Annotated in this window: 13 protein-coding genes; 10 read left to right on the top strand and 3 right to left on the bottom strand. The window is 42.3% G+C overall.

What is annotated here, in order from left to right; all coding sequences use genetic code 11:
- Positions 1-38 precede the first annotated feature (38 nt).
- The 3 genes from plsX (at position 39) to gltX (ending at position 3,083) form a co-directional block, all read left to right on the top strand.
- Positions 39-1,040, top strand: coding sequence for a phosphate acyltransferase PlsX (gene plsX / locus GVJ38_RS05420; protein WP_159722164.1), 1,002 nt, complete (start codon positions 39-41; stop codon positions 1,038-1,040).
- Positions 1,041-1,158: 118 nt separating this feature from the next.
- Positions 1,159-1,404, top strand: a complete 246-nt coding sequence (acpP, locus tag GVJ38_RS05415; protein ID WP_159722163.1) for an acyl carrier protein — start codon at positions 1,159-1,161, stop codon at positions 1,402-1,404.
- A gap of 161 nt (positions 1,405-1,565) precedes the next feature.
- Complete coding sequence (gltX, locus tag GVJ38_RS05410; protein ID WP_159722162.1) at positions 1,566-3,083, top strand: glutamate--tRNA ligase; 1,518 nt, start codon at positions 1,566-1,568, stop codon at positions 3,081-3,083.
- Between the two features lie 124 nt (positions 3,084-3,207).
- Here gltX and GVJ38_RS05405 read toward each other — a convergent pair whose 3' ends face one another.
- Positions 3,208-5,109, bottom strand: a complete 1,902-nt coding sequence (locus GVJ38_RS05405) for a PfkB family carbohydrate kinase (RefSeq protein WP_159722161.1) — start codon at positions 5,107-5,109, stop codon at positions 3,208-3,210.
- 307 nt (positions 5,110-5,416) lie between these two features.
- Between GVJ38_RS05405 and rbsK the strand changes: the two genes are divergently transcribed.
- The 3 genes from rbsK to GVJ38_RS05390 are packed head-to-tail and all read left to right on the top strand — an operon-like array spanning position 5,417 to position 8,639.
- Positions 5,417-6,331 (top strand): ribokinase, encoded by a 915-nt coding sequence (gene rbsK / locus GVJ38_RS05400; protein ID WP_159722160.1) that lies wholly within the window; start codon positions 5,417-5,419, stop codon positions 6,329-6,331.
- 5 nt (positions 6,332-6,336) lie between these two features.
- A complete protein-coding gene (locus GVJ38_RS05395) occupies positions 6,337-7,293 on the top strand; it encodes a nucleoside hydrolase (RefSeq protein ID WP_159722159.1) in 957 nt (318 codons plus the stop codon).
- Entirely contained in the window at positions 7,290-8,639 is a 1,350-nt protein-coding gene (locus tag GVJ38_RS05390; RefSeq protein WP_159722158.1) for an APC family permease, read from the top strand. Before GVJ38_RS05395 ends, GVJ38_RS05390 begins: the two co-directional genes overlap by 4 nt.
- A 79-nt stretch (positions 8,640-8,718) precedes the next feature.
- Here the strand turns inward: GVJ38_RS05390 and GVJ38_RS05385 are convergent, their stop codons facing one another.
- Entirely contained in the window at positions 8,719-9,495 is a 777-nt protein-coding gene (locus GVJ38_RS05385; RefSeq protein WP_159722157.1) for a glycyl-radical enzyme activating protein, read from the bottom strand.
- A gap of 124 nt (positions 9,496-9,619) precedes the next feature.
- Here GVJ38_RS05385 and GVJ38_RS05380 point away from each other — a divergent pair, with 124 nt between their 5' ends.
- Complete coding sequence (locus tag GVJ38_RS05380; RefSeq protein WP_159722156.1) at positions 9,620-10,366, top strand: DeoR/GlpR family DNA-binding transcription regulator; 747 nt, start codon at positions 9,620-9,622, stop codon at positions 10,364-10,366.
- 92 nt (positions 10,367-10,458) lie between these two features.
- On the opposite strand, the gene GVJ38_RS05375 is transcribed toward GVJ38_RS05380, so the two are convergent.
- Complete coding sequence (locus GVJ38_RS05375; RefSeq protein WP_159722155.1) at positions 10,459-11,280, bottom strand: hypothetical protein; 822 nt, start codon at positions 11,278-11,280, stop codon at positions 10,459-10,461.
- A gap of 197 nt (positions 11,281-11,477) precedes the next feature.
- On the opposite strand from GVJ38_RS05375, the gene GVJ38_RS05370 reads away from it, so the two are divergent.
- The 3 genes from GVJ38_RS05370 (at position 11,478) to GVJ38_RS05360 (ending at position 16,815) form a co-directional block, all read left to right on the top strand.
- A complete protein-coding gene (locus tag GVJ38_RS05370; protein WP_159722154.1) occupies positions 11,478-13,901 on the top strand; it encodes a glycyl radical protein in 2,424 nt (807 codons plus the stop codon).
- A gap of 221 nt (positions 13,902-14,122) precedes the next feature.
- Positions 14,123-15,211 carry a hypothetical protein gene (locus GVJ38_RS05365; protein ID WP_159722153.1) on the top strand — a complete coding sequence of 363 codons (1,089 nt, stop codon included), beginning with the start codon at positions 14,123-14,125 and terminating at the stop codon, positions 15,209-15,211.
- A 155-nt stretch (positions 15,212-15,366) separates the two neighbouring features.
- Positions 15,367-16,815: a L,D-transpeptidase family protein gene (locus GVJ38_RS05360; protein ID WP_235032823.1), complete on the top strand. Its 1,449-nt coding sequence runs from the start codon at positions 15,367-15,369 to the stop codon at positions 16,813-16,815.
- Positions 16,816-16,955 lie beyond the last annotated feature (140 nt).

The following is a 16,955-nucleotide window of genomic DNA, read 5'->3' as shown; positions in this document are numbered from 1 at the left end:
ACTAACAGAATTTTAAGTGTGAAGGAGCGAATAAAAAAATGAAAATTGCGGTAGATGCAATGGGTGGCGACAATGCCCCTCAAGCAATCGTCGAAGGGGTGATGCTTGCTAAAAAAAATCATCCCGAGATCGAATTTCAATTATATGGTAACGAAGCGGCCATTAAACAATATGTGACCGATGAAAAAAATCTTACGATCATCCATACTGATGAAAAAATCGCCAGTGATGACGAGCCAGTCAAAGCGATCCGCCGAAAAAAACAAGCTTCGATGGTCTTAGCGGCTCAAGCGGTCAAAGAAGGCCGGGCGGATGCGATCTTTTCAGCCGGCAATACGGGCGCATTACTGGCAGCCGGTTTATTTATCGTGGGTCGGATCAAAGGGATCGAACGTCCCGGTTTGATGTCGACGTTGCCGGTTTTAGATTCTGATGCGGGCTTTGACATGTTGGACCTAGGTGCCAATGCTGAAAATAAAGCGGAGCATTTACACCAATACGCGATCTTAGGCTCCTTTTATGCCAAACACGTTCGGGGGATTGCAAATCCACGCGTGGGGCTCCTCAATAATGGGACCGAAGAAACTAAAGGCAGTGAGCTGACGAAAGAAGCTTTCCAATTATTGAAAGCTGAAACGAGTATCAATTTTGTCGGTAATGTCGAAGCGCGAGAATTATTGAATGGTGTCGCAGATGTCGTTGTCACTGATGGCTTCACCGGTAATGCGGTCTTAAAGACGATCGAAGGCACAGCGATGGGTTTGATGCAATTATTGAAGACTAGTATCAATGATGCCGGGACTAAAGGAAAATTTGGGGCGTTGATGTTAAAAGATACATTGTACAGTCTCAAAGGGAAATTGGATTACTCGGCTCACGGCGGGGCAGTTTTATTTGGTTTAAAAGCGCCCGTCATCAAAACGCATGGAGCAACAGGTCCAGAAGCTGTTGCAAATACGATTTCTCAGATCCATACGATGTTAGAGACGGATGTCGTGGGGCAATTGGTCCACTTCTTCGAGCCGGAAAGCGAGCAGTAAGCTTTCTGGCATTTTCTTAAAAAGGCTAGACAAACGGGTTAAACACCAGTAAAATGAACAATGACCTTCAGGTAAACGTATCTGCTGTAATTTTATTAACCCGACGGAGGTGAATGTGTTGACTCGTGAAGAAGTTTTTGGGAAAGTTGCGGAGATTATTTCGAACCACTTTGAGATTGAACAAGACAAAGTAACACCCGAATTATCCATCAAAGATGATTTAAACGCTGACTCGATCAGTATCATGGAATTTGTCTTGGAACTAGAAGATGAATTTGGAACTGAGATTTCTGATGAAGACGCTGAAAAAATTGAAACAGTCCAAGCTGCCGTAGATTATATCATGGAACATCACGCTGCTTAAGCCTTTCAAATCCTAAAAAAGCATCCTGACCGAAAGCGGTGAGGATGTTTTTTTGCATTCAGCTTGCTTAGAAGTTTGAAACTCACAAGCAGAAGGATTATAATACAACTGTTATAGTTGGGAGGATAACTTTCAACTAGTATTCTAGGAGGTCGTAAACAGTGAAAAAAGAAAAAGTCGAGATCAAAGGGGACGTTCGCGTTCGCTACGCGCCAAGTCCCACCGGTTTTTTACATATCGGGAATGCGCAATCCGCGCTGTTCAACTATTTATTTGCTCGCCACTACAATGGCACTTGGGTCTTACGAATTGAAGATACAGACACAAAGCGCAATGTCGAAAACGGGGAACAAAGCCAAATGGAAAACTTACATTGGCTAGGACTTGATTGGGATGAAGGTCCAGATAAACCAAATGTCGAATATGCGCCTTATCATCAAAGTAAACGAGTCGATCTTTACCATCATTATGTGCAAGAGTTACTAGCTAAAGGGTTAGCCTACAAAGATTACGCGACAGAAGCTGAACTGAAGGCCTTACATGATGAACAAGTCGAAAATAAAATCGCGCCGCATTATGATGGTCGCTGGTACAATGCCTCTGAAGAAGCGATCCAACAAGCTGAAGCAGAAGGTCGGAGCTATACGATTCGATTGCATTTACCGCAAGATCATGTCTACGCTTGGAACGATATGATCAAAGGGCACGTTGAATTTAATTCCGATAATATCGGCGGTGATTTCATCATTGAAAAAAGTGATGGCATGGCTACGTATAATTTTGCGGTGGTGATCGATGATTACTTGATGAAGATCACGCATGTTTTACGGGGCGATGATCATATTGCCAATACGCCAAAACAAATCGCAGTCTATGAAGCACTTGGTTTTTCACAACCGACGTTTGGTCATATCACGTTGATCTATAGCATGGCGACCCACAAAAAATTGAGTAAACGAGATCAAGATACACTCCAATTTATCAGCCAATACCGGAAGTATGGTTATTTGAGTGAAGCGCTGCTGAACTTTATCGCCTTTTTAGGATGGTCACCAGTCGGCGAAAAAGAAATTTTTTCAAAAGAAGAATTGATCGACGCTTACGATATCAATCGTATGTCGGCTTCACCGGCTTACTTTGATCAAAAGAAACTTGATTGGACTAACGGCGAATATATCAAAAAACTCGACAGTGCAGAACTAGCCCGCCGAATCGCTGAATTGATTACCGCAGCAGAAACCGAAGAAGCAGCGCAGTTGAAAGAATTAGCTGTTCAAAATGATTTAGCTTTGATCGAAAAAGTCGGTCACATTTATCGTTCAGAAGCTAAGACTCTGTTAGATATCATGAAAAAAATCATTTTTATCAAACAGATCGCGACGTATGAATTCAGTTACGCTGACTTTGCCGCTTTTGATCGCGAGAAAATGTTAACGGTCTTTGACTATTTAGCAAATGAAGTAAACGATTTGCCAACGGATGCAACGCCTGATTACAGTGCTTTGATCAAAGCAACGCAAAAAGCAACCGGGATCAAGGGCCGCGATTTGTATATGCCGCTGAATATCGTATTCACGGACAGTCAATCCGCACCGCAAATCAATGAATTTATGGGGGTGTTGGACCCTCAACTTGTCTTACGATTGCTCCAACAAGCTGCGGCTTATTTGCGAAACTAAAAAAGTGCGGCTGCTCCAAACAGGCAACACTTTTGAAATAGAACAAATCCGCAGGCGAAAGTCTGCGGATTTTGTTTAAAACAGATGAGCTAGCTCCAGCTTAAAATACTGAAGCAGCAAAAGGTTAATCGATCGATCTGTTGATGATCTCATTTTCTTTTAAGTTCACGATTGCCTCTAATGTATTTCGATCGACTAACGCTGCAGCTACCCCTTGTCTTGAGACACAAAAACTAGCAGCATGAAGCGCGATTTTGACCGAAGCTTCTAGTGGGTAGCCTTTCAATAAATAAGCAGCTAACGCCGAGATAAACGCATCGGCACCACCTGTCGTATCCACTACGACAGTCTCTGGCGCTTTAAAATAACCTCGCAAGTCATCACTTAACACGTAACAACCATTTTTCCCCATCGTAATGATCACACATGGAAAACCTAATGTTCGAAAATACTGCGCTTGCTCTTCGATCGAAGGCAGTTGATTTGACAATAGGTACGCTTCTCGTTCATTTGGTAAAAAGACATCGATCACGGGTACCAATTCTTTTGGCAAAGCAGCTAGTGTGGCCGGTTTCAAAAAGTTTAAGATCTGATTTTTTTTAGCAAGTGTCGCAGCTTCCATGATCGTCTCTAACGGAACTTCAGTTGAAAGTAAACAGTAACTTCCTTTTTTGAAAAGCTGCGCATTGGCTTTAAGGGAAGCGACATCAAAAATACTATTTGCGCCTGGAAAAATCGTGACGATACTCTCGCCGGTCTGATCGATATAAATATAAGCTTTCCCCACACTACTTCCATCAGCTCGAACCACACCTGATAGCTGGACATGTTCTTTAGCTAATTCATCCAATAAAATTTTAGAATCGATATCTTTTCCCACGCTCCCGATTAAAGTCGCTGTGACCCCTAAGCGAGCGACGCCGACTGCCTGATTGGCGCCTTTGCCACCTAAAGTCGAAGAGACATTACTGATTTTGACTGTTTCTCCTGATTGCGGTAGTGCAGGGACGTTGAAGGTGAAATCGTTATTGATACTGCCGATGACAATAATTTTTTTGGACTGTAAATCGGTAGGTGAAAATAACGTTTCTAAATGATTGATCGTAAAATCTGGGCGGACGTTGACCGTTTCATTTGGATTTTTTTCGCACAAATCGATCAATCGGCGAGTGACTAATTCCCCAAACTTTTTATTGTCGATCGCGACAGAAGAAATCGCAGAAGAATCGATTTCATTGTACAGTTCATTGCGCAAACTCAACAAAGCAAAGTTGTCTGAGATCAATTCATTATATTTACACAATTCATTTTGAACGGTTAAAGCAAGTGAATAGTCCGAACAAATAATCGCAGTCGGCTCTTGGATTTTTAAGGCGTCATACGAAAAATTTTGCTCAAGGTAAATAAATTCTTCTTTAAAGGGCAGCTGATGATCAAAGAGACATTGTTTGTAGCCTTCTAAAAAGAGCTCTGAATACCACGTGTCTTCTTTTAAAAAGCACGCGATCTCAGTATGTTTATAAGCGAGTAAAGTCTCCGTCATTTTGTAAGCTAGAAAATCATAATCGATTTGATACGCTTCACTATTTTGGGCGTCATTGATACACAGATATGTAATATTTTTTTCCGTGAATAACGAACTATACGCAGTACTTGTTGAATTGACACGTTCCCAGATGACACCGTCTACATTGTTATTGCAAATAGCGGTGATATTTTTGAGCTCAATTTCATTTGAACCTTCGCTTTCGAATAGTAAGACATCGTAACCATTTTCTTTTGCGGCTGATAAAACCCCGCCAATAAAACTTGAACTAATATTTTTTCGAAGCAACACAGCCAAAGTGAAGCGCTTCGTGATCGTTGAATCGATCGTCGAACCATAGGGGGTGTAGTTATATTCTTTGACGATTCTTAAAACTTTTTCTCTCGTTTTTGGACTAATATTATCATCTTTTTTGTTGATGATCTTTGAGACAGTTGAAGGAGAAACATTAGCCAACTTAGCGATTTCCGTTATCTTCATAGGAGCCTCCATAACTTTTGAACTAATTCTTTTCACCCATTCTAGATGAAGTATTCGTAAATGTCTATTTAGAAAAAATAAAAAAACCTTGACTATCCGATCGGATGATGGTAACTTACAGTCAAGGAAAACGTTTTACGAAAATATTTTCCTAAGTTGTTTTTTCTTTGATAGTAATAGTGAGTGTTGCGTTTGTTGCTTTTATTTATTTTGAAAACGCATTCTGGAGTTTTGCTAGGAGACTAACTTTTCCAATTACGTAGCGAGCAGCTGTTCAGGTAGAAAAAATCTATGGGAGGAACCTTATTTGAAAAAAATTTTAGTTGTCGGAAGTTTAAACATGGACTGTGTAGTGAGTGTCCCAACTATGCCGGCTCCTGGTGAGACGATCATGGGAAGCGGTGTTGATTTTATCCCTGGTGGTAAAGGTGCTAACCAAGCTTACGCGATTGGAAAACTGGGTGGACAGGTCCAAATGTTAGGTTCAGTAGGTCCAGATGCACTAGGCGAAACACTGAAAGCAAATTTAGCCGCTGTGAATGTTGACACGACTGGCATAGTGGTCAATCAAGCTGAACAGACCGGTCAAGCGTTCATTACATTAGATGGACAAGGTCGAAATTCGATCATAGTTATTGGCGGTGCGAATCAATCGCTGACGACCGAGATGATCGATCAGTTCAAACAAGCGATCGCTGATTCCGATATCATCGTGATGCAGCTGGAGATTCCATTAGAAGTCGTGATGTATGTCAAAGAGTACGCATTGTCATTAGGTAAAACGATCATCGTGGATCCAGCACCGGCTACCAAAGATATTCCAACAGAGTTTTGGAATGGAATCGATTACATTAAACCGAATGAGACGGAATTAGCACTATTGACGAATCGAGAGGGCACATCAAAAGCGGATGTTTTAGCGGGTGCCCGTGAATTGATCGCTAAAAGTGTTAAAAATGTCATCGTAACATTAGGTGAAGCCGGTTGCTTATTAGTAACCAAAGATCAGGAATTGACTTTTGAACCTTATAAAGTAGAAGCAGTGGATACGACGGCTGCAGGTGACTGCTTTATCGCGGGACTTGCCCTTAGCTTGAGTAAATCAGAAAAAATCGAAGATGCGATTCGGTTTGGCCAACAAGTATCTGCTTTGTCCGTTATGAAAAAAGGCGCTCAAACTTCGGTTCCTTCAATCGCTGAAATGCAAGAAAAGTGGGGTTAGATAGTATGGCAAAAGAAAAACTTATCATTGATGTCGATACCGGAACGGACGATGCGATCGCATTGATCTGTGCACTTCAAAATCGTGCTATTTTTGAGATTTGTGCCGTTACGACAACATCTGGAAATGTGACGTTGGAAAATACGTCTAAAAATACGATCAATCTGTTAGACCAGTTAGGGCAAAACGATATTGAAGTTTGTTTAGGAGCAGATAAGCCTCTGAAAAAAGCACCTAGCTTTGCTTCATCTCATGGTCAGACAGGGCTGGGCGATGTGACATTGCAGGCAACGGATCGTCCATTCAGTCAAAAAAATGCGGTCGAAGCGATCCATGATTACGCGGCAGCATATCCGGGAGAGTTAGTTATTTTAGCAACGGGTCCGCAAACGAATCTAGCTGCTGCCATCTTGAAATATCCAGACATTACACAAAAAATCAAGCATGTCTATATTATGGGCGGCGCACTTTTTGGCGGGAATGTCAGTGCGGCATTCGGTTCAGAATTCAATGCGTATGTCGATCCAGAAGCGCTGCAAGTCGTTTTAAAAGCAGGTCTACCTATCACGATGATCGGCTTAGATGTAACGACGCGGTTGTCATGGTCTGACGATGTGACGCGCCAGTTAGCTGAAATCGATAGTGAAGCCGGTAAAATCGTTTCAGCGATCATGGATTTCACGAAAAGAAATAGCTTAGCAGAAGGTTCTGAAGAAGCGAATATGCATGACGTGGCAGCATTTTGTTCGATGGTCGCGCCTGAGATCTTTACCTTTGAAGACTACTATATGGATGTCGAAACGGAAGGTACGATCACACGAGGCTTGACGGTGGTGGATTATCATCATAATTTGAAGCGACCTGCAAATGTACGCTATGCCACAGATATTAAGTTAGATAAATTTTGGGAATGGTTTTTAGCAACAATTAAATTATCTGAGAAGGGGAGTTATAGTAAATGAGTGAGAAAAAAGAGTTATCGAAAAAGCAAAAGTACGGAGCTTTTGCGGCAATAATCTTTGGAGTGAACTCCATGATCGGTTCAGGGATCTTCCTATTGCCAGAACAGTTGTATGTCAATCTTGGTCCAGCTTCGATCGTAACGATCTTTATTGATGTCATCGTCGTTTTGTTGTTTGCCTTTTGTTTTGCCGATGTTGCCGGATATGTCGATAAAAATGGTGGTGCTTATCAATATGCAAAATTAGCATTTGGTAAATTTGTTGGATTTGACGTTGGGTTTTTAGGTTGGGTCAGCTGTGTGATCGGTTGGTCAGCAATGGCGATGGGTTTTTCAGAACTTGCGATCGCGTTGTTCCCTAATTTAGAATCAGTTGCCAATGTTCGGGTGATCATTGCGATTACGTTGATCATCAGTTTGTCAATCTTAAACAACTTCGGGAACAATATTTCGAAATACATCGGAACGACTGTTACCCTTGCAAAATTGATCCCATTGATTTCATTTAGTGTCGCTGCTTTGTTCTTTATCAAATATGGTCTGGATCATGGTAGTTTCACACCGTTTGTCCAAGCACCAAAAGGAACGAGCTTTATTAGCGGCTTGAATTCAAATGCTTTAATCTTATTTTATGGTTTTATCGGCTTTGAAACATTACCAATTATTGCTGGTGAAGTAAAAGATCCAAAGAAAAATGTTCCAAAAGCTGTTATTTTGTCAACTTTGATCGTTTCTGCTATTTATTTCTTGATTATTTTTGGAACAATCGCCATGTTAGGAAACAAAACAGTCGGTGGTGCACCAGTCCAACGAGCATTTACTATGATGGTCGGACCAATCGGCGGCTTGATCGTTTCAGTTGGTGCAATCATTTCAGTTGGTGGTTTAAACAATGTCTCCGCAGTTTCAATTCCTCGTATGATCCAAACCCTCTCAAACGATTCATTGATGCCTAAACAAATCGCAAAAGAAAATCGTTGGGGCAGCCCCTATATCGCTTCGATTATCACCGCTGTTTTTGCTTGCCTGTTAGTTTTATCTGGAACGTTTGAAACTTTAGTCGGACTTAGTGTCTTGATGTTCTTTGTTCAATATATCCCGACTGCGTTAGCTTCAATCTATTTAAGAAAAAGCGGACGCTTAGAAAAAGCCGCTGGTAGTTTCAGCTTGCCATTTGGTAATGTGATCCCAGTCTTGGCGATCTTGACGAGCTTCTGGATTCTTAGCTCAACGACGTTACCAAACATCTTGTTCTTAGTTAGCTCGATCATCGTAGCGAGTGTGATTTACTACTTTATTCATCAACATTCAAAATCAGACAGTGAACCGACCAAAGTAAAACTGTAACAGTTAACTGAATGATCCAAACGAAAAATGGGACGACACACTTGTTGTAGTCGTCCCATTTTTTTATTTTTATAAATACTCAACGTACTACACAGTCCAACTGTTGAGCTTGAAAGATTTTTTGATACTCGCTCGACTCTTCTGAATGAAGCTGCGGGTAGTCGTGGTAGGCATAGTCACGGTTTAAAGAAACGTATTTTTCTTCACCAAATTGATGGAAGGGTAAAAGTTCCACTTTTTTAGCTCCAAGTGTGTGCAGTAACTGAGCAAATTGCTGTGCATCAGCTAAGCGATCATTGAAAGTCGGGATCACGGGGATGCGCACAATTGTTTCGACTGAGCTATTTAAGGCTTGCTGTAAATTGGTTAAGATCAACTCGTTTTTTACACCAGTACCGACTTGGTGAGCGGCGGGATCGTAGTGTTTGACATCAAAATAAAGTAAGTCGACGTAAGCGAGAAATTCACGAAAGAGCGGGGCCCTACAAAAGCCAGTCGTTTCGCAGGCAGTGTGGATCTGATGGTATTTCAAGGCTTTTAATAATTGGATCGCAAAGTCGGCTTGAAAGAGTACTTCACCGCCAGAAAGCGTCACGCCACCGCCAGATTCGCGGTAAAAGGCTTGATCTTGCAAAACGACGGTCATGATCTCAGCGATCGTTTTTTCTTCGCCGATGGGAACTATTCTTTCTTTTTGCCGGTCCCACATTGCTTCTGGATACGCGTGTTGTGATTCGGGATTAGCACACCAAGCGCAACGTAACGGGCAACCTTTAAAAAAGACGACGGTCCGAATGCCAGGACCATCATGTAAACTAAATTTTTGAAGATTGAAGATACAAGCTGTTTTTGTCACTTTCGCCACCTCATTTCAAAAATAGTTTAACACGCGAATTATCAAACGTAAATATTTTTAATTTCAAACGAAACTTGTTCGCGAGTGAAGAATATGATATCCTGTCAAAAAAAGGAGGTGCCGGATGTCTCGCGAAGAAACGATTATCGCCTTAGTCAGTGAAGAGAAAAAAATTGAAGTCAACGAGTTGGCCAAACAGTTGAACGTTTCAAAAGTTACGATTCGTAAAGATCTGGATAAGCTGGAGCAACGGGGAATCTTGCACCGTCAACACGGCTTTGCTTTGATCAACAATGAAGCAGATATCAATTACCGGCTGGCAAAACATTATGATTTGAAACGAAAGATCGCTAAAAAAGCCGCCAGCACAATCCGCGATGGCGAAACAGTTTTGATCGAGTCGGGCTCGACTTGTACATTATTAGCAGAAGAATTGGCATTTCATAAAAAAGAAGTCACGATCATCACCAATTCGTGTTTCATCGCTTCTTACATTCGAAAAAGTGAAACGGCTCGGATCATTTTACTTGGTGGTGAATATCAAAAAGATTCCCAAGTCAATGTGGGACCACTAGTCAAGCAAGTGATCGATAATTTTTACGTGGATCATCTTTTTATCGGCATCGATGGATTTGATGAAAAGCGCGGCTTTACTGGCAGCGACCTTACTCGGTGTGAAACGACCCGGATCTTAGCCGACTCAGCGAAAGAGACGATCATTTTGACTGACGCCAGCAAGTTCCAACAAAAAGGACTGGTGACGGAATTTCATTTTGATGAGATCCAGCGTATTTTTACGGACGAAAAAATAGCTAGTGAGACGGCTGCGTTTTTACGTCAGCAACAAATCGAAGTCACGATCGTAAATTAAAAAAGCAGAAGTTGAAAAAGTTACTGCTGGCAGACTGTTTAAAATGAAAAAGAAAGGCGGACCTGATTGGAGTCCGACTTTCTTTTTTTAGTTTATTTCACACCGTACCAACTGATACCTTCAGCTTGCCAGCCAGCTTTCAAAAGGAAATTTTGTTCCGCTTGGTTTGTTGTATAGTTGTGAGTGCCTGTTTGGGCGTTTGGATTGTAAGCGCGGTAAAGTGGAATGGCTTTTTGCGGATCAGAAGCCCAACCGACGCCTTCATCAGACCAACCCGCTTTTTTCAGTTGATCTCGTTCACCCGCACTTTTAGTGTAATGGTGGTCACCAGCATTGGGATTGTACATCCGATAAACTGGCTCACCAGTTTGCGGTGCTTTCCAGCCGATTCCTTCGTAGTCCCAACCAATCGCGACGAGATTTTTTCGTTCAGCTAATTCAGCTGTATAAAAATGTTCCCCTGAGTTGGGATTGTATAAACGATACATGGCTTTAAAATTCACTGGGTCTTTAGTGGCGAGTGTTTCACCGCGCGCTGTTTGAGTCAAATAGGGTGAAGTAGTGACTTCAAAATTATTTTGGCTAAGGTCGACTGTTTCCTTGTAATTTGGACTTACAAATTGTTCTAAGACTTCTGCTTGACCGAAAAGGCGATTTTTGTCAGCAAATAAATAAAGAAAATACGAGCCGCTGTTTTGTTGCGCGTTTTGGAGCGGACGAACGGCGTGGGTACCCGCGGGATAGATCTGTCCACTGGAGTCTTTCATGGCCAAGGTCGTCTTACCATATTGCAACATGAGGGTTTGTTGTTGGGCAGCATGAACTGTTTGCGGCATGCTCGTGACAAGGGGGGTGGCAATTCCTAAAGTACCAAGTGCGGCGATCGCTACGAACCATTTAGCTGAATGCTTCATTGAGTTCCTCCTGAAGTTTTTCTGTTTGTTTTAGTGTACGAGAAACTAGCGCTGATATACGCTCAAAAATAAATAGACTCGGTTTTTTTCTGATAAGATTTATTGGAATTTCGATTGCCCCAACTTAAAAATCCATGTTACAATTATTTCGAAAGAAAGTTGAATTAGTTTCGAATGAATAAAACGGAGGCGAGAAAATGATTACCACAGAAAATAAACGACCGCATTTTGGCCAGTTGACGGATCGGATTGCACGTTACCGAGAAGAAGTTCTGCAAGCAAAACCGTATGTCTGCGCTGAACGAGCGGTGCTGACGACCGAAGCCTATCGTATGCATCAAGACCAACCGATAAATTTAAAACGTGCTTACATGTTACAAAATATTTTGGAGCACATGACGATCTATATTGAAGACGACACTTTATTAGCTGGTAACCAAGCGACTGGCAATCGTTTTGCACCGGTTTTCCCCGAGTATGCGATGGATTGGGTGATCGCGGAACTAGATGACTTTGAAAAGCGGGATGGCGATGTTTTTTACATCACGGAAGAAACGAAAGCACAGTTACGAGCGATTGCGCCATTTTGGGAACACAATACGACAAAAGAACGTGGATTAGCAGCAATTCCAACCAAAAGCCGACTCTTTTATGATCTAGGAATCATTAAAGCAGAAGGGAATCTTACTTCCGGTGATGCGCATATCGCGGTCAGTTATGAAAACGTTATCAACCTTGGCTTAGAAGAATATGAACGGCGAGTCACAGCGGAACTGGAAAAATTAGATCTGACCGATCTTAGCCAACAGAAAAAATATTATTTTTATGAAGCATCATTGATCACGATCACTGCGGTCAAAGAGTTTGCGGAACGTTATGCGCGCTTAGCTGAAAAGAAAGCTCAGCAAGTTGAACCAAAACGCGCGGCTGAGTTACGGGAATTGGCTCGGATCTTACACAAAGTTCCGTATCACAAAGCGGACACTTTTCATGAAGCCTTACAAGCGATCTGGTTGATCCAGTTGGTGTTGCAAATCGAATCCAATGGACACTCATTATCTTATGGCCGCTTGGATCAATACTTATATCCGTTTTTGAAACGCGATTTGCAAAGAAAAATTTTAACGCCGGATCAAGCGACCGAACTTTTGACGAATCTGTGGGTCAAAACGGTGACGATCAATAAAGTTCGTAGTTGGAGCCACACGCAATTTTCGGCTGGCAGTCCATTGTATCAAAACGTGACGATCGGCGGTCAGACAAAAGATCAACAAGATGCTGTCAATGAATTGTCTTACTTGATTTTAAAAAGTGTCGCGCAAACGAAATTGCCGCAGCCTAATTTGACGGTCCGTTACCATGCCGGCATTTCTGATGCGTTTATGCGTGAGTGTATCGAAGTGATCAAGTTAGGTTTTGGGATGCCAGCGTTTAATAATGATGAGATCATCATTCCGTCTTTTATTGAAAAAGGAGTGGCTGAAGCCGATGCGTATAATTATAGTGCGATCGGTTGTGTTGAGACGGCCGTACCAGGAAAGTGGGGTTACCGCTGTACTGGGATGAGTTTTATCAATTTTCCGAAAACCTTGTTGATCGCGTTAAATGATGGCGTCGATCCCAAGTCTGGAATCCAATTAGTCGAAGGTGTCGGGCATTTTACCGAAATGAAAAGCTATGCGGAAGTTGAACGAGCCTGGGACCACGTGATCCGTGATTTCACTCGTCACAGTGTCATCATTGAAAATAGTTGTGACTTAATCTTAGAAGAAACAGTACCTGATATTTTGTGCTCGACCTTGACTGAGGATTGTATCGGCCGCGGAAAAACGATCAAAGAAGGTGGCGCAGTCTATGATTACATCAGTGGCTTACAAGTCGGCATCGCAAATCTCGCGGATTCTTTAGCGGCAATCAAAAAACTAGTGTTTGAAGAACAAAAGATCACACCGCAAGCATTATGGGAGGCACTATTAAATGATTTTGCCGGAGAACGCGGCCAACAGATCCAAACTATGCTAGTAGAAGACGCGCCGAAATACGGGAATGATGATGATTACGTGGATCAATTGATCGTAAAAGCTTATGATAGCTATATCGATGAAGTCAAAAAATATCCGAATACGCGTTTTGGTCGAGGGCCGATCGGAGGGATTCGTTATGCTGGGACTTCTTCGATCTCAGCAAATGTAGGACAAGGAAAAGGGACACTAGCTACACCAGATGGCCGGCATGCTTTTACTCCACTAGCAGAAGGTTGTTCACCAGCTCATTCAATGGATACGAATGGACCGACTGCGGTGATGAAGACGGTAGCAAAGTTACCGACGAAAGAAATCACCGGCGGAGTCTTATTGAATCAAAAAGTTTCACCACAAGTTTTAGCGAAACAAGAAGATAGTCAAAAATTGATCTATCTGTTGCGAGCTTTTTTCAATCGTCTACATGGTTATCACATCCAATACAATGTTGTTTCCAAAGCTATTTTATTGGACGCGCAACGTCATCCAGAAAGACATCGTGATTTGATCGTTCGAGTAGCCGGCTATTCGGCTTTCTTTAACGTTTTATCAAAAGCGACGCAAGATGATATCATCGAACGAACTGAACATGTCATTTAAGCTTCGATCCGCTGTTAACGATTAGCAGCGGATCTTTTTTAATGAGCAATCTGCAAGCAATCAGTTTTTTTCAAAATAGTGAAAGAGAGAAAAACTTTTTTTACAAAATGAGCAAAAACTGTTGCATAATAATTTCTTTAAGATTACAATTATGTTACAAAAGCAAAACGAAATATTTCAACTTGATTTGATCTGAAGGGGCAGAAAGAAGAGGTGTAACGATGATGAAAAAGACAATGACGATGGTTGGATTGCTGAGTGGTTTAGTTTTATTCAGTGCGTGTAGCGGGCTGAATCAACAAGCTGCAACTTCCGTACCAGCTAAACAAGAAAGCAAAGTACCAGTGACTCGTAAAATTGAAAAAACAGCAACGACCCCGTCTACTTCCCAGTCAGCTTCTAGTCTTACACCGAATCGGGAAGCAGCACCACAAAACGGAGTTGAAGTAACCGCTGTGAGAGCCACTCAGTCAAGTGCGACAGCTAAAACGCCGACTGCTACTCCAGTGACAACGACTGCCGCTGCAACAGCGAGTCAAGTAGAGACAACGACCGTTCAAAATCATGAAGGCGGCCCTGTCGGCGAAGAAGCGACTTATCCAAATGATCGGAATGATCTGCCTGCGACTGTAACACCAGAAAATCATGAAGGCGGTCCCGCCGGTGAAGAGGCGACTTATCCAAATGGCCGGAGCGATCTACCTGCGACTGTAACGCCAGAAAATCATGAAGGCGGCCCCGCCGGTGAAGAAGCGACTTATCCAAATGGCCGAAGCGATCTGCCTGCGACTGTAACACCAGAAAATCACGAAGGTGGGCCAGCTGGTGAAGAAGCGACTTACCCCAATGATCGAAGTGACTTGAATCAACCAGTCCCAGCTGATTTATTGACTGCTTATCGGACAACGATCTCACAAGCAGGCCAAGACAGCGCGAGTTTTTCAGATGAACAATTGACCCAGTACTTTAATGAAGGTGTACAATATGGTGATTTTGGGACGTTGCTGCAATTAGTAGCACGCGATCGCGGTATTCCGTTCCAAGAATTATTGAATAATTATTACCGTTACAATGGTCAAAATAGTGATGGAAGCGACGCAGTTTTAGCTGAAAGTCAACTGCAAGCCTATCGCAATGTGCTCTCACTTGCGGGGCTTGATAGCGCTAGTTTTTCGGATGCCCAGTTAAACGGTTATTTTCATGAAGCACATCTGTCGGGTGATTTTGGCACACTTTTGCAATTAGTGGCCCGTGACAGAGGTCTTGTGGCGGATCAATTAGTCGCGACTTATTTAGCAAATAGCAAGTAACTGAACGACTGCAGGCGAGAAGCTCGAGCTGCTTGATTCGAGCTTCTTTTTTGCTGATAAAAAATAGTAAAAAAAACTTAAACTTCTAAACATTGCTTTGTTGTTTTTGATGTGAGAATATCAGATAAAAGTCTATCTAGGTGAGGGAAAATTCGTTGAAAAGTAGAAGTAAAGCGCGTGTCCGGCGTAAAGATCTGCCTGTTTTGATCGGTGGCGGACTAGGCGTTATCATTATTAGTTTAGTCGTGTTGTATAGTTATTTCGGAACGCATTTTTTTCCAGGTACGACGATCAATCAAATCGCAGTTGGCGGACTTTCCACGAAAGCGGCCCAACAAAAATTGGCTAAAAATTTTCATACACTGCACGTGACGCTTAACAGTCCGCAAGGCAAGACTAGCTTGACTTTAAACGAACCGTATGAATTATCGGGCGATTATTTGAAGCAGCAAGTTCGCAAGCAAAAGATCCAGTTACCGTTAAAAGACACTGCGTCTCAAATGATTGAACAAGCAGTTACTGCCGCTGCTTTGCCTAAAGAAGTGGCAGGCAAAAACGCACGTGTCGTCTATCGCAAACAAAAATTTATGATCGTCCCGGAAAAGATCGGAACTCAAGTCAATCGCAAAGCGTTAGCCGAGCGTTTGTCGCAAGATTTAGCGACGGGGAATTTAAAAGCTGAGTATGCGTTAGCTGATTTTTATCAAGCGCCTCCGGTAACTAAAAAAAGTTTGACCCAGCAGCAAGTGATCCCAAAATTAAATCAATTAGCAGCTCGCAAAGTCAGCGTCAAAGTAGCTGCTAAAAAGATCCCGTTGACGAAAAAGCAATTAGCTGCTTTGCTCAATGAAGAAGGCAAGTTTGATCAAACGAAAGTCGAAGCTTGGTTTGCGCAGTTGAATCAAAAATATGCGACGATCAATCAGCCAGTCAGATTTACGAATATCCATGGTCAGACATTGCAGTATAAAAATGTCGGCAATTATGGCTGGTATATCGACAGTGCACAATCGGCGGCCCAACTCGTAAAAAAATTAGCGAATCGACCGCCGCAACAGATTACCGCGGTCTTACATGGTGATCCGAAAAAACAACCGCTAAATGTAAAAAAAGATTATGTTGAAGTCGACTTAGATCAGCAAAAAATGTATTGCTTCCATAATGGTAAAAAGGTCGTTTCTACTCCGGTGATCACGGGGCGTTACACAAAAGGGACCGCCACAGTGCCGGGCTTTCACACGATCATGGACAAAAAGCGCAATGTCGCTTTGAGTGGCCGCTTGATTGATGGTGACGGCTCTTATAGCGTGCCGGTGAAATATTGGATGCCGTTGTTGAGTTATGGGCAGACGATCACAGAGATCGGGTTGCATGATACTGATTATAAGTTGAAATATTTTGGTGAGAAAAATGCGTACAAGACCAATCTAGGCAGTTATGGTTGTGTGAATACGCCGGGGAAAAAGGTGGCACAGATCTATCACTATGCTTACATCGGGATGCCGGTCTTTATTTATGGCCAGACTTATGATGACGCACCAGGCGAATTTGATAAGCCAATGGAACATGGCGTGTTGCTGAATAAAAATAAAACGAATCACTGATCAGTGATTCGTTTCAGACTGTAGACAAAGTCATGAAAATGACTTAAGTTTACAGTCTTTTTTTGGTATAATATAAGTAACAAATACAGTAATATCAAGGGGTTGATCTTATGATGAGCAGACGTACGAAGGACTCTAGA

The organism is Enterococcus sp. CSURQ0835 (genome assembly GCF_902706605.1).
Lineage (GTDB): Bacteria > Bacillota > Bacilli > Lactobacillales > Enterococcaceae > Enterococcus_A.
Note: the sequence above shows the minus strand (reverse complement) of the source record. Positions and strands in the feature narration are given on the sequence as shown.

Excerpts from the sequence above, each read along its gene's own strand:
- GVJ38_RS05375 (WP_159722155.1), bottom strand. The coding sequence starts at position 11,280 with ATGAAGCATTCAGCTAAATGGTTCGTAGCGATCGCCGCACTTGGTACT.
- GVJ38_RS05405 (WP_159722161.1), bottom strand. The coding sequence starts at position 5,109 with ATGAAGATAACGGAAATCGCTAAGTTGGCTAATGTTTCTCCTTCAACT.
- plsX (WP_159722164.1), top strand. The coding sequence starts at position 39 with ATGAAAATTGCGGTAGATGCAATGGGTGGCGACAATGCCCCTCAAGCA.
- GVJ38_RS05370 (WP_159722154.1), top strand. The coding sequence starts at position 11,478 with ATGATTACCACAGAAAATAAACGACCGCATTTTGGCCAGTTGACGGAT.
- GVJ38_RS05395 (WP_159722159.1), top strand. The coding sequence starts at position 6,337 with ATGGCAAAAGAAAAACTTATCATTGATGTCGATACCGGAACGGACGAT.
- GVJ38_RS05365 (WP_159722153.1), top strand. The coding sequence starts at position 14,123 with ATGATGAAAAAGACAATGACGATGGTTGGATTGCTGAGTGGTTTAGTT.
- GVJ38_RS05380 (WP_159722156.1), top strand. The coding sequence starts at position 9,620 with ATGTCTCGCGAAGAAACGATTATCGCCTTAGTCAGTGAAGAGAAAAAA.
- GVJ38_RS05390 (WP_159722158.1), top strand. The coding sequence starts at position 7,290 with ATGAGTGAGAAAAAAGAGTTATCGAAAAAGCAAAAGTACGGAGCTTTT.